Origin of the sequence: Comamonas sp. GB3 AK4-5, assembly GCF_041320665.1 — a bacterium.
GTDB lineage: Bacteria > Pseudomonadota > Gammaproteobacteria > Burkholderiales > Burkholderiaceae_C > Comamonas.
In genome coordinates this window covers 378,225-390,537 of record NZ_CP166730.1, presented here as the reverse complement: position 1 = coordinate 390,537, position 12,313 = coordinate 378,225, and the positions used below count along the sequence as shown (strand labels likewise).

The 12,313-nt window shown below is 61.4% G+C and carries 14 protein-coding genes; 3 read left to right on the top strand and 11 right to left on the bottom strand.

The features are described 5' to 3' along the window. Positions 1 to 115: 115 nt before the first annotated feature. Genes atpD through ACA027_RS01720 form a run of 8 tightly spaced genes read right to left on the bottom strand, consistent with a single transcriptional unit; the run spans position 116 to position 6,767 of the window. Positions 116 to 1,525, bottom strand: coding sequence for a F0F1 ATP synthase subunit beta (atpD, locus tag ACA027_RS01755; RefSeq protein WP_370680700.1), 1,410 nt, complete (start codon positions 1,523 to 1,525; stop codon positions 116 to 118). A gap of 34 nt (positions 1,526 to 1,559) precedes the next feature. After that, positions 1,560 to 2,426: a F0F1 ATP synthase subunit gamma gene (gene atpG / locus ACA027_RS01750; protein ID WP_370680699.1), complete on the bottom strand. Its 867-nt coding sequence runs from the start codon at positions 2,424 to 2,426 to the stop codon at positions 1,560 to 1,562. 18 nt (positions 2,427 to 2,444) lie between these two features. Further along, positions 2,445 to 4,004 carry a F0F1 ATP synthase subunit alpha gene (gene atpA / locus ACA027_RS01745; RefSeq protein WP_370680698.1) on the bottom strand — a complete coding sequence of 520 codons (1,560 nt, stop codon included), beginning with the start codon at positions 4,002 to 4,004 and terminating at the stop codon, positions 2,445 to 2,447. A 47-nt stretch (positions 4,005 to 4,051) separates the two neighbouring features. Further along, the gene (locus ACA027_RS01740) at positions 4,052 to 4,591 is read right to left on the bottom strand and encodes a F0F1 ATP synthase subunit delta (RefSeq protein ID WP_370680697.1); all 540 of its coding nucleotides are present in this window, start codon (positions 4,589 to 4,591) and stop codon (positions 4,052 to 4,054) included. An 11-nt stretch (positions 4,592 to 4,602) separates the two neighbouring features. Continuing rightward, positions 4,603 to 5,073, bottom strand: coding sequence for a F0F1 ATP synthase subunit B (locus tag ACA027_RS01735; RefSeq protein ID WP_370680696.1), 471 nt, complete (start codon positions 5,071 to 5,073; stop codon positions 4,603 to 4,605). Positions 5,074 to 5,108: 35 nt separating this feature from the next. Continuing rightward, the gene (atpE, locus tag ACA027_RS01730) at positions 5,109 to 5,357 is read right to left on the bottom strand and encodes a F0F1 ATP synthase subunit C (protein WP_011803767.1); all 249 of its coding nucleotides are present in this window, start codon (positions 5,355 to 5,357) and stop codon (positions 5,109 to 5,111) included. Between the two features lie 48 nt (positions 5,358 to 5,405). Further along, positions 5,406 to 6,269 carry a F0F1 ATP synthase subunit A gene (atpB, locus tag ACA027_RS01725; protein WP_370680695.1) on the bottom strand — a complete coding sequence of 288 codons (864 nt, stop codon included), beginning with the start codon at positions 6,267 to 6,269 and terminating at the stop codon, positions 5,406 to 5,408. 21 nt (positions 6,270 to 6,290) lie between these two features. Beyond that, positions 6,291 to 6,767 carry an ATP synthase subunit I gene (locus tag ACA027_RS01720; protein ID WP_370680694.1) on the bottom strand — a complete coding sequence of 159 codons (477 nt, stop codon included), beginning with the start codon at positions 6,765 to 6,767 and terminating at the stop codon, positions 6,291 to 6,293. 224 nt (positions 6,768 to 6,991) lie between these two features. Between ACA027_RS01720 and ACA027_RS01715 the strand changes: the two genes are divergently transcribed. The 3 genes from ACA027_RS01715 (at position 6,992) to lipA (ending at position 9,123) form a co-directional block, all read left to right on the top strand. After that, entirely contained in the window at positions 6,992 to 7,288 is a 297-nt protein-coding gene (locus tag ACA027_RS01715; RefSeq protein WP_370680693.1) for a YbeD family protein, read from the top strand. Between the two features lie 68 nt (positions 7,289 to 7,356). Beyond that, entirely contained in the window at positions 7,357 to 7,995 is a 639-nt protein-coding gene (gene lipB, locus ACA027_RS01710) for a lipoyl(octanoyl) transferase LipB (RefSeq protein WP_370682486.1), read from the top strand. A 147-nt stretch (positions 7,996 to 8,142) separates the two neighbouring features. Further along, a complete protein-coding gene (gene lipA / locus ACA027_RS01705; RefSeq protein WP_370680692.1) occupies positions 8,143 to 9,123 on the top strand; it encodes a lipoyl synthase in 981 nt (326 codons plus the stop codon). Positions 9,124 to 9,690: 567 nt separating this feature from the next. Here lipA and ptsP read toward each other — a convergent pair. The 3 genes from ptsP to ACA027_RS01690 all read right to left on the bottom strand — a co-directional run bounded on the left by ptsP (position 9,691) and on the right by ACA027_RS01690 (position 12,280). Beyond that, positions 9,691 to 11,457 (bottom strand): phosphoenolpyruvate--protein phosphotransferase, encoded by a 1,767-nt coding sequence (gene ptsP, locus ACA027_RS01700; RefSeq protein WP_370680691.1) that lies wholly within the window; start codon positions 11,455 to 11,457, stop codon positions 9,691 to 9,693. A 132-nt stretch (positions 11,458 to 11,589) separates the two neighbouring features. After that, a complete protein-coding gene (locus tag ACA027_RS01695; protein ID WP_370680690.1) occupies positions 11,590 to 11,859 on the bottom strand; it encodes an HPr family phosphocarrier protein in 270 nt (89 codons plus the stop codon). Next, positions 11,828 to 12,280 (bottom strand): PTS sugar transporter subunit IIA, encoded by a 453-nt coding sequence (locus ACA027_RS01690; protein WP_370680689.1) that lies wholly within the window; start codon positions 12,278 to 12,280, stop codon positions 11,828 to 11,830. The genes ACA027_RS01695 and ACA027_RS01690 overlap by 32 nt, the downstream gene beginning before the upstream one ends. Between the last annotated feature and the right edge of the window lie 33 nt (positions 12,281 to 12,313).

The following is a 12,313-nucleotide window of genomic DNA, read 5'->3' as shown; positions in this document are numbered from 1 at the left end:
TGAAATCAGCATGGCCTCGCTCAGCAACGCCGAGCAAGGCCGGCCCCGCAGCGCGGTGGAATCGCTCCCTCTGTGCAGAGGGAAGCGACAGACACCGCTAGCGGGGCGCCGATATTCAGGCTGCCATCTTCTTGGCCTTCTCGAAGGCTTCGTCGATGGTACCCACCATGTAGAAGGCCTGCTCGGGCAGGTGATCGGCTTCACCAGCGCAGATCATCTTGAAACCACGGATGGTTTCAGCCAGGGGCACGTACTTGCCGGGGGCGCCAGTAAACACTTCGGCCACGTGGAAAGGCTGCGACAGGAAACGCTGCATCTTGCGAGCACGGGACACGACCAGCTTGTCTTCAGGAGCCAGCTCGTCCATGCCCAGAATCGCGATGATGTCACGCAGTTCCTTGTAGCGCTGCAGCGTGCCCTGCACTTGGCGGGCCACGGAGTAGTGCTCTTCACCCACGACTTGGGGGTCCAGCTGGCGGCTGGTGGAGTCCAGAGGATCCACCGCGGGGTAGATACCCAGCGAAGCAATGTCACGCGACAGCACCACGGTCGAATCCAAGTGGGCGAAGGTGGTGGCAGGCGAAGGGTCGGTCAAGTCATCCGCTGGCACGTACACGGCCTGGATGGAAGTGATCGAGCCAACCTTGGTAGACGTAATACGCTCTTGCAGCTTGCCCATTTCTTCGGCCAGGGTAGGCTGGTAGCCCACGGCGGAAGGCATACGGCCCAGCAGAGCGGACACTTCGGTACCGGCCAGGGTGTAGCGGTAGATGTTGTCCACGAAGAACAGCACGTCCTTGCCTTCGTCACGGAAGGCTTCGGCCATGGTCAGGCCCGTCAGCGCCACGCGCAGACGGTTTCCTGGGGGCTCGTTCATCTGGCCGTAAACCATGGCGACCTTGGAGTCGCCCAGCGACTGCTGGTTCACCACGCCGGCGTCCGACATTTCGTGATAGAAGTCGTTGCCCTCACGGGTACGCTCGCCCACACCAGCAAACACCGACAGACCACCGTGGCCCTTAGCGATGTTGTTGATGAGTTCCATCATGTTCACGGTCTTGCCCACACCGGCGCCACCGAACAGACCCACCTTGCCGCCCTTGGCGAAAGGAGAGATCAGGTCGATCACCTTGATGCCGGTTTCCAGCAGTTCCTGCGAAGGCGACAGTTCGTCGTAGGCAGGAGCCTTACGGTGGATGGCGGCGGTCAGCGTGTTGTCCACAGGACCACGTTCGTCGATGGGGTTACCCAGCACGTCCATGATGCGGCCCAGGGTCGCAGGACCCACGGGCACGGTGATGGGGTTGCCGGTGTTGGTCACCATCAGACCGCGCTTGATGCCGTCCGACGAACCCAGGGCAATGGTACGCACCACGCCGTCGCCCAGCTGCTGCTGCACTTCCAGCGTCAGGGCCGAGCCTTCGAGCTTCAACGCGTCGTAGACCTTGGGCACCTCACCGGGGGCGAACTCCACGTCCACCACGGCGCCAATACATTGAACAATCTTGCCTTGTACTTGAGCCATTTTTTGCTCCAATCTGTTTGTCTGTTAAAGCCGTTTACACAGCGGCGGCGCCGGCCACGATTTCCGACAACTCGGTCGTGATCGCTGCTTGACGCGTCTTGTTGTAGACCAGCTTCAACTCGCTGATGACGTTGCCGGCGTTGTCGGTTGCGGCCTTCATGGCCACCATGCGCGCCGATTGCTCGGACGCCATGTTTTCCGCCACCGACTGGTACACGAGGGATTCCAAATAGCGAACCAGCAGCTCGTCAATGACGCTCTGTGCGTCAGGCTCGTAGATGTATTCCCACGATGCACCCGTCTTCTCGGCTTGCATCTTTTCGGACGACAGGGGGAGCAGTTGCTCCACCACCGACTCTTGCTTCATGGTGTTGATGAACTTGGTGTACGCTAGGTACACCGCGCTCAGCTTGCCTTCAGCATATTGGTCCAGCAGCACCTTGACCGGCCCGATGAGCTTGTCGAGATGCGGCGTGTCACCCAGGCCTGTAGCGTGGGAAACCACCTTGGCACCAATGCGGTTCAGGAAACCCAGTCCCTTGCCGCCAATGGCCACTGCTTCTGTCGCAATACCCGCATCTTGCAGTTCACGCAGCTTGGTCGTGACGGCACGCAACACGTTGGTGTTCATGCCGCCGCACAGACCCTTGTCGGTCGTCACTACGATGACGCCGACCTTCTTGGCATCGTTCACTTGCATGAACGGATGCACATACTCAGGGTTGGCTTGACCAAGGTTGGCTGCAATGTTGCGGATTTTTTCGCTGTATGGACGGGCAGCCAGCATCCGGTCCTGCGCCTTGCGCATTTTGGATGCAGCCACCATTTCCATGGCTTTGGTGATCTTCTTGGTGTTTTCCACCGATTTGATCTTGCCGCGTATTTCCTTACCTGCTGCCATGATGGCTCCTCGTCCGGTTTAAGCGAACGACTTCTTGAACGCAGCGACAGCGGCGGTCAATTCGGCCTCGTCCTTGCCTTCCTTGTCGAAAGCACGCTTTTCGTTCAGGCGGTCCAACAGGGCGGAGTAGCTGCTCTTCAAGAACTGGTGCAGGCCGGATTCGAAAGCCAGCACTTGCTTGACTTCGATGTCGTCCATGAAACCCTTGTTCACTGCGAACAGCGACACGCCCATCAGTGCGGTCGACAGTGGCGAGTACTGTGCTTGCTTCAGCAGCTCGGTCACGCGGGCACCGCGGTCCAGCTGCTTGCGGGTGGCTTCGTCCAGGTCGGAAGCGAACTGCGCGAACGCAGCCAGTTCACGGTACTGCGCCAGGTCGGTACGGATACCGCCGGACAGGCCCTTGACCAGCTTGGTCTGAGCAGCACCACCCACGCGGGACACCGAGATACCGGCGTTGATAGCGGGACGGATACCGGCGTTGAACAGGCTGGTTTCCAGGAAGATCTGGCCGTCGGTGATCGAGATCACGTTGGTAGGCACGAAGGCAGACACGTCACCGGCTTGGGTTTCGATGATGGGCAGCGCGGTCAAAGAACCGGTCTTGCCCTTCACTTCACCCTTGGTGAAAGCTTCGACGTAGTCGGCGTTCACGCGAGCGGCACGCTCCAGCAGACGGCTGTGGAGATAGAACACGTCGCCGGGGAAAGCTTCACGTCCGGGAGGACGGCGCAGCAGCAGCGAGACTTGACGGTAGGCCACGGCCTGCTTGGACAGGTCGTCATACACGATCAGGGCGTCTTCGCCGCGGTCGCGGAAGTATTCGCCCATGGTGCAGCCGGAGTAGGCCGACACGTACTGCATGGCAGCGGATTCGGAGGCGGTCGCAGCCACGACGATGGTGTATTCCATCGCGCCAGCTTGTTCCAGCGCGCGCACCACGTTCTTGATCGAAGAAGCCTTCTGACCAATCGCCACGTACACGCAGGTCACGCCTTGACCCTTTTGGTTGATGATGGCGTCAATGGCCACGGCAGTCTTGCCGGTCTGACGGTCACCAATGATCAGCTCGCGCTGGCCACGGCCCACGGGCACCATCGAGTCGATGGACTTGATGCCGGTTTGCAGCGGCTGGTCCACGGATTGACGGGCGATCACACCAGGAGCGACCTTTTCGATCACGTCGGTCATCTTGGCGTTGATCGGGCCCTTGCCGTCGATAGGCTGACCCAGGGCGTTCACCACGCGGCCCACCAGTTCGGGGCCCACGGGCACTTCCAGAATGCGGCCCGTGCACTTCACGGTGGCGCCTTCGGAGATGTGCTCATAAGCACCCAGAATCACGGCGCCCACGGAGTCGCGCTCCAGGTTCAGGGCCAGACCGTAGGAAGGCTGACCATCGGCACCGGCGGGGAATTCCAGCATTTCGCCAGCCATCACATCCGACAGGCCGTGCACGCGCACGATACCGTCGGTCACGGAGACCACGGTACCTTGGTTGCGGACGTCCGTGCTAGCAGCCAGCCCTTCGATGCGGCTCTTGATCAGTTCAGAAATTTCTGCGGGATTGAGTTGCATGACTCTTTCCTTCTTTCTTGTGTATTAGCCGAGACCTCAAGCGCGCATTACGCGGTGAGGGCCGCTTTCATTTGTTCCAGACGGGCTTTGACGGAGGTGTCCAGCACCTCGTCGCCCACCACGACGCGAACGCCGCCGATCAGCGACTCATCCAGCTTCACGGAGAGATTCAGCTTACGGCCAAAGCGCTTTTCCAGCGTGGCGCCCAGCTCGGCCAGCGCGGCATCCGTCATAGGGAAGGCGCTGTACACCACGGCATCCGAGGAGCCGCTCTTGCTGTTCACGAGGCTGCGGAACTGGGCTGCCGCTTCGGGCAGCGCATCCAGACGGCCGTTTTCGAGAATCACACGCAAGAAATTGCGTGCGGACTCGGGCAATGCCGACTTGGCCACACCCGTGATCAGGTCGAAGACTTGCGTCTGCGACACGTTGGGGTTGTCGGCCAGTTGGCGCAATTGCGGGTTGGCGGCAATCGCCGCCAATTCCTCCACCCAAGCGACAGTGCTGCCCAAATCTGCGCCTTGATCGGCGCAGGCTTTGAACAATGCTTCAGCGTAAGGGCGGGCAATGGTGGCGAGTTCTGCCATTTTTGCGTTCCTTACAGCTCTGTCTTCAGGCGGTTCAGCAGATCAGTGTGGACACCGGCGTTCACTTCCTTGCGGAGGATCTGCTCGGCGCCCTTCACTGCCAGCGCAGCCACTTGCTCACGCAGGGCTTCGCGGGCTGCAACAGCTTGCTGCGCGGCTTCTGCACGGGCAGCGGCAACAATCTTGCTGCCTTCTTCTGTAGCACGGGCCTTGGCCTCTTCGACGATGGCCTGGGCGCGACGGTCGGCGTCCGCAAGCCGCGAAGCTGATTCGTTGCGCGTCTGGCTCAGTTCTTGCTCAACGCGCTGGTTGACAGCGGTCAGCTCGGACTTGGCCTTGTCGGCAGCAGCGAGGCCATCGGCGATTTTCTGGGCTCGCTCATCCAACGCCTTCGCGATCGGGGGCCACACGAACTTCATCGTGAACAGCACCAGGATCAGGAAAACAATGGCCTGAACGAACAGGGTCGCGTTGATACTCACGGCAACACCTTTCTATCTAGGGCGTTGATCGGAGCTTAGGCCAGGACGAAGGGGTTGGCGAAAGCGAACAGCAGAGCGATAGCCACACCGATCAGGAAAGCGGCGTCGATCAGACCGGCCAAGATGAACATCTTGGTTTGCAGTTCGTTGATCAGCTCAGGCTGGCGAGCCGAGGATTCCAGGAACTTGCCGCCCATCAGAGCGATACCGATCGAAGCGCCGATAGCACCCAGACCAACGATCAGACCACAAGCCAGAGCGACGAGACCGAGAATGTTTTCCATGATGACTCCTAGAGATTAGAGGAAAGGTTGAAAAGTGAAGGGGAAAGGTCAGTGGGCTTCATGCGCCTGGCCGAGGTAAATCAGCGTCAGCATCATGAAAATGAAGGCCTGCAGGGTGATGATCAGAATGTGAAAGATCGCCCAGATAGAGCCTGCAATGATGTGCCCCACAGGGAGCAACACACCAGAGAGCGACATGGCTGCTGCGCCACCCATCAGGGCAATCAGCATGAACACCAACTCACCAGCGTACATATTGCCGAACAGTCGCATGCCATGCGAGACGGTCTTGGCAACGTATTCAATGATTTGCATGGCCAGGTTAATCACACCCAGGACCACGGCAAAGATAGGATTCTTGGAGGTGCCGAACGGGGCGGTCACCAGCTCATGCGCCCAGCCACCAGCGCCCTTGATCTTCACCGAGTAGATCAGGCACAGCACCAGCACGGCGGTGGACAGACCCAGCGTGGTCGACAGGTCGGCGGTAGGCACAACGCGCAGATAGGCGTGGCCGTCGCCGGTGGCGCCTTGCCACAGCACGGGCAGCAGGTCCACGGGCAGCAAGTCCATGGCGTTCATCATGAAGATCCACACGAACACCGTGAGTGCCAGCGGAGCGATGAACTTGCGCGATTCGGCGTTGTGGATGTTGGCCTTGGCCTGGTTGTCCACCATTTCGACCAGCATTTCGACAGCAGCCTGGAAGCGGCCCGGCACGCCGGAGTGCGCCTTGCGTGCAGCCAGCCACAGCACGAACAGGCTCAAAAAGCCCAGGACGACGGACACTGCAACGGAGTCGTAGTTGACTACCGAGAAATCAATGACGGACTTCTGCTTGATGTTTTGCAGGTGTTGCAAGTGGTGAACGATGTATTCACTTGCAGTTGGGGCGTGCGCATCAGCGGCCATCGTCAACTCTCTTCTCAATCTTCAAACGGTTTTTCGGACACCAGAGCGCACCAACAGTGCAATCCAGTACGTTTTCATCACTGCGACCACGCCGGCCAACAACGCCAGCCAGCTCAGGTCTCGTACCACATGCGGTGCGGCCGCCATCATGGCAATGCACAGCACCAGCTTGACCAATTCCCAACCAAAGAGGCGCGTCATCGCGGCACCAGCGCCAACTGCCATGCCGCCTCGCGTAACACCGCGGGCAAAAATGACTGCGGGTATCGCCACGCACAACGCACCGTAAGCAGCAGACCAACCCACACGGGCCTGTCCGCTGATGCCCCACGCCAGCAAAGCCACCAGCGCCCCCACGGCGACCTGGCCTGCCACGATGCGCCAGACCGACACCGGCGGATTGCGCCGGCGCCATGCTTGCGCCTCTTCGGGCGTCAAAGGCTTGAAATCCTCGTCTTGCGCCTCAAGTTCATCCTGCCAGGGTGCTTTTTTGTTCATTTGTAGATAGCGACCTCAGCAGACCCGAACTTTCACAAAGCCTCTGATTATAAGTAGAAACCCGTTCGCCACGTCAGGGTGAACCCTCTTGGACTCGGGAATTTACGCATGCTTGGCTAGGACTCGTCCTACCCCGCCTCAAACGGGCGCAACGATACCGCACAATCCCGTCCATCGCCAGCAAAGCCCTGGCGCTTGGGCGTCTGTACCTTCGATTGACATATATGAACGACACCACCACGCCAGCCTCGCCGGATCCTCGCAAGGACTCGCTGATCGAATATCCGTCTCAATTTCCCATCAAGGTGATGGGCATCAAGACCGATGATTTCGTGCACGCCATCACCAAGGTGGCAGAGGAATTCGATCCTGCTTTCGACGCATCCTCCGTGGAACTGCGCCCCAGCAGCTCCGGCAAATACCTGGGCGTGACCATCACCATCACCGCCACCAGCCGCGAGCAGCTGGACAATCTGTACCGCGCCCTCACCGCCCATCCCATGGTCAAGGTCGTGCTGTGAGTCCCTGCGCCCTGCCCCTGGATGCCCGGCTCATCGGGCGGGTGGCCTATGGCCCCACCGTGCAGGCCATGCAGGAGTTCACGCGCACACGCACGGCAGATACGCCAGACCAGCTCTGGATTTGCGAGCACCCCCCGACCTTCACACAAGGGTTGGCTGGCAAAACCGATCATTTGTTGCATACAGGCGACATTCCGGTGGTGGCCACCAACCGCGGCGGCCAGGTCACCTACCACGGCCCCGGCCAGGTAGTGGCCTATCCGTTGCTGGATTTGCAGCGCCGGGGCTATTTCGTCAAGGAATATGTCTACCGCCTGGAAGAAGCCGCCATCCGCACCCTGGCCCACTTTGGCGTGACCGGCCACCGTGTGGCCGGCGCTCCCGGCATTTATGTGCGCCTGGATGATCCGCGCAGCCACGCCCGGCTGGAGCAGCGCCCCATGCAACGCGTGCCCGGCAGCGCAGCGCCCGAGCCCGACTTCAGCGGCCTGGGCAAGATCGCCGCCCTGGGCATCAAGGTCAGCCGCCACAGCAGCTACCACGGTCTGGCGCTGAATGCAGCCATGGACCTGGAGCCCTACACCCGCATCAACCCTTGTGGCTATGCCGGGCTGCCCACGGTGGACCTTTCTACAATGGGCGTCCAGACCAGCTGGGACGAAGTCGCCCATGTGCTGGGCCACCAGCTAATGACCCGACTTGTATGACACCCCTGAGCCGCTGCGCGCCTTCTCCCTCCCTGGCTTGGCCAGAGGAGGATGGCACCGACGCTGTGGGGCGGCCCTTGCGCGGTGCCCTGGCCTCAAGGCGCGCGGACTGAAGCAAGCGCGCTGGATCAATTGAAATGAGACATCATGAGTACCAATGAAGTCGTGCGCGAAGCGCAGTCCGCCGAAAACTACAACCCGCTGGCCAAGCAGAAAGCGGCCGCCAAGCTGGCCCGCATCCCCGTGAAGGTGGAGCAGGCCGAGGTGTTGAAGAAGCCCGAGTGGATTCGTGTCAAGGCCGGCAGCCCCAGCACACGCTTCTACGAGATCAAGGACATTCTGCGCAGCAACAAGCTGCACACCGTCTGCGAAGAGGCCAGCTGCCCCAATATTGGCGAATGCTTTGGCAAGGGCACGGCCACCTTCATGATCATGGGCGACAAGTGCACGCGCCGCTGCCCCTTCTGCGACGTGGGCCATGGCCGCCCCGACCCGCTGGACGTGAACGAGCCCCTGAACCTGGCACGCACCGTGGCCGCGCTCAAGCTGAACTATGTGGTCATCACCAGCGTGGACCGCGACGATCTGCGCGATGGCGGTTCCGGCCACTTTGTGGAGTGCATTCAGAACATCCGCGCCCTGTCGCCCACCACGCAGATCGAAATCCTGGTACCCGACTTCCGAGGCCGCGACGACCGCGCCCTGGAAATCCTCAAGGCCGCGCCGCCCGATGTGATGAACCACAACCTGGAAACCGCGCCCCGCCTGTACAGGGAAGCGCGCCCCGGTTCCGACTACCAGTTCTCTCTGAACCTGCTGAAGAAGTTCAAGGCCCTGCACCCGAATGTGCCGACCAAGAGCGGCCTGATGGTGGGCCTGGGCGAGACCGACGAGGAAATCCTGCAGGTGATGCGCGATATGCGCGCCCATGACATCGACATGCTGACCATTGGCCAGTACCTGGCGCCCACCAATAGCCATCTGCCGGTGCGCCGCTATGTGCACCCTGACACCTTCAAGATGTTTGAAGAAGAGGCCTACAAAATGGGCTTCAGTCACGCCGCCGTGGGCGCCATGGTGCGCAGCAGCTACCACGCCGACCAACAGGCCCACGCCGCCGGCGTGTAAACCGCACCCAGGCGGCCAGCGCCATGCAAAAAGCCACCAGCCAGCCTGGTGGCTTTTTTATGCCCGCGCTACGGAAACAGAAGCTATCAACGCTTACTCAAGGCCAAGGGCAGATACCAAACAACTCCATGCCTGGGTCTGATCTGCGCAACAAGCTCCTGTTTTTGCAGCTCATAAGCACACAGCCACAAACAACAACGCCTTGCGGCGATAGAGCCTGCAAGGCGCGATTTCACACAAAGACGGCACCAGGTTTCGGGTGGAAAAAATTGCGTGGCTAACCGGGCAGTCCGCTGGCTGGCAAAAAACGACCTTCGGGCTTTACAGGCCCTGAGTCGCCCCACGATGAAACCGATGGGAAGCGGCTGCCACCTTCAAACCCCTGCGGGGCCGGTGTGCTGCTTCCATGGGTTCAATTATAGCACCAACTGAGAATGAATCTCAATAACTTTTAATTTGCATGGTTTTCCACCACCGCAGCCCCACTTCGCCTGCCCATGCCGGGGCACCGCGCAAGGACCGCTCCCTCCCACGCTTGCGCGAATGAGGGAGGAGGCGCAAAGCCACTCAGGGAATACTTTTCAACACCGCCGCCGGATCATCTGCCGCCAGCACGGCCTGGGCCCACTCCTGCAACTTGCGGGTGTCAGCGCGCAACACCTCCTGCTTGACCGACAGAATCTGCGCCGGGTGCATGGAAAAGCTGCGCAGCCCCAGGCCCAGCAGCAGCTTGGTAAAGGCCACATCGCCAGCCATTTCACCACAGACGCAAACGCCCTTGCCGGCCGCATTCGCCTCGCGAATCACCTGGGCCACCAACTGCAGCACGGCGGGGTGCCAGGGGTCGTAGAGATCGGCCACGGCCTCGTCGGCGCGGTCGATGGCCAAGGTGTACTGGATCAGGTCGTTGGTGCCTATGGAGACGAAGTCGAAGTAGCGCAAAAAGCTGCGCACCATCAGCGCGGCAGCCGGCACCTCGATCATGGCACCCAGTGCCACCGGGCCATGGACCATGCCACGCGCATCCAGCTCGGACTGGGCCAGGCGCACCTGGGCCAGGGTCTGCTCCACTTCGCTGAGATGGGCCACCATGGGGAACAGCAGGTTCACCTTGCCATGCGCCGCCGCACGCAAGATGGCACGCAACTGGGTGCGGAACATCACCGGTTCGGCCAGGCTCCAGCGTATGGCCCGCAGGCCCAGCGCCGGGTTGAGCGAAGGATTGATCTTGCCCTCCAGCGGCTTGTCGGCCCCCACGTCGATGGTGCGTATCGTCAGCGGCATGCCCTGCATGCCTTCCAGCGCGGCGCGGTAGGCCTGGTATTGCTCTTCTTCGCCCGGCAGCTTGCCGCTGCGCCCCATGAACAGGAATTCGCTGCGGAACAGGCCCACGCCCATGGCGCCGGCCTTGAGGGCCGTGGGCGCATCTTCGGGCTGCTCGATATTGGCCAGCAGCTCGATCTTCTGTCCGTCCAGCGTATGCGCGGGAGTGTGGCGCAAACGGGTCAGGCGCTCGCGCTCCAGGCGCATCTGGCGGCGGCGGAACTGGTATTCCTCCAGCAAGATGGGCGAGGGGTCGACGATGACGATGCCCGCATCGCCATCAATCACCACCCAGTCGTCCTGGCGCACCAATTGGCTGGCCGCACGCGCGCCCACCACGGCGGGAATGTCCATGCTGCGCGCCACGATGGCGGTGTGGCTGGTCTTGCCGCCCACGGCGGTCACAAAGCCTTCGAACACGCTGCGTTTGAACTGCAGCATGTCGGCCGGGGACAGGTCTTGCGCGACCAGCACCAGGGGCGCGTCCACCATGTCGTCGGACAGTACCTCCTGCGCATCGGACTCGCGCCGCGTTTTCGCCACGCAGGCATCGGCAGACACGGGGCTGGCCACGCCACGCATATGGCGCAAGATGCGCTCGACCACCTGTTCCATATCGGACTTGCGCTCGCGCAGGTAGTCGTCCTCCATCTCATCGAAGTGGCGCGAGATCACTTCCAGCTGCGTGGTCAGCGCCCATTCGGCGTTGTACAGGCGCTCGGTGATCCACTGCTTGACGCCGTTTTCCATCACCTCGTCCTGCAGCAGCATCAGGTGCACTTCCAGCAGGGCCGCGACTTCGCCCGGCGCGTCGGCGGGCATGCTCTCCAGCAGCCGGGTGAGCTCCACCACGACCGCGTCACGCGCTGTGCGGGCACGGTCAATTTCGCTGGCAACCTGCTCGGGCTGGATGAAGTAGTGCCGCACCTCCATGCGACTGGACGCGACGACTACGGCACGGCCGATCGCAATACCCCGGGAAACAGCCAAGCCATGGATGGCAAATGTCATGCCGGCAATCCTTTGTGGTGGCGCACCGATAGTGTCCTGAAATAGAAGTTCGTCGAACCAATCCCGACTCAGGACACGAGGGTGCGCGTTGTATTGCTCTTATTGTCGCGCGGGAGCTGCCGCGCGCCGGGCTTATTGCCCCTCGCCAAACTTGTCGTTGATCAAGGCCAGCAGCGCATCCATGGCTTCTTGCTCCTGGGCACCATCGGTTTCCAGCGTGACTTCAGCGCCCAGGCCGGCGGCCAGCATCATCACGCCCATGATGCTTTTGGCGTTGATGCGGCGCTCGCCGCGCGAGAGCCAGACCTCGCAGGGAAAGCTGCCGGCTAGCTTGGTAAGTTTGGCGGAAGCGCGGGCATGCAGGCCCAGCTTATTGCTGATCGTGACGGTGCTCTGAATCATGGTGCAAACGGGGACTCTGGTTCTGGGGTGCGCTTCCACCTGCCAGCAAGATGCCTTGCGTGCCGCCGGCTTGCGCCCGCGCGGCCACACTCTCCAAGGACTCGGCGCGATAGCACCAAGCCCGCAGCAGCATGGGCATGTTGACACCCGTGAGCACCCGCGCATTGCGGCCTTCGGCCAAGCGCAGCGCCACGTTACTGGGCGTGGCACCAAAGATGTCGGTCAGCACCAGCAAGGGTGCGTCCTCCACGTCACGCAGCAGATTGCGCGCGTTCTGGAGAGTGTCTTCGGGTTCGGCCTGCGCTTCTACGTCCAGTGCCAGCACGCCGCCGCCGCAGTCATTGAAGACATGCAGGGCCGCGTCGCGCAAGGCGTGTGCCAGGGGCGCATGGGCAATCAGGAGGATGCGAACAGGTGTCATGGAGCGCAATGGTTCTGGCCATTATGGCGCGCC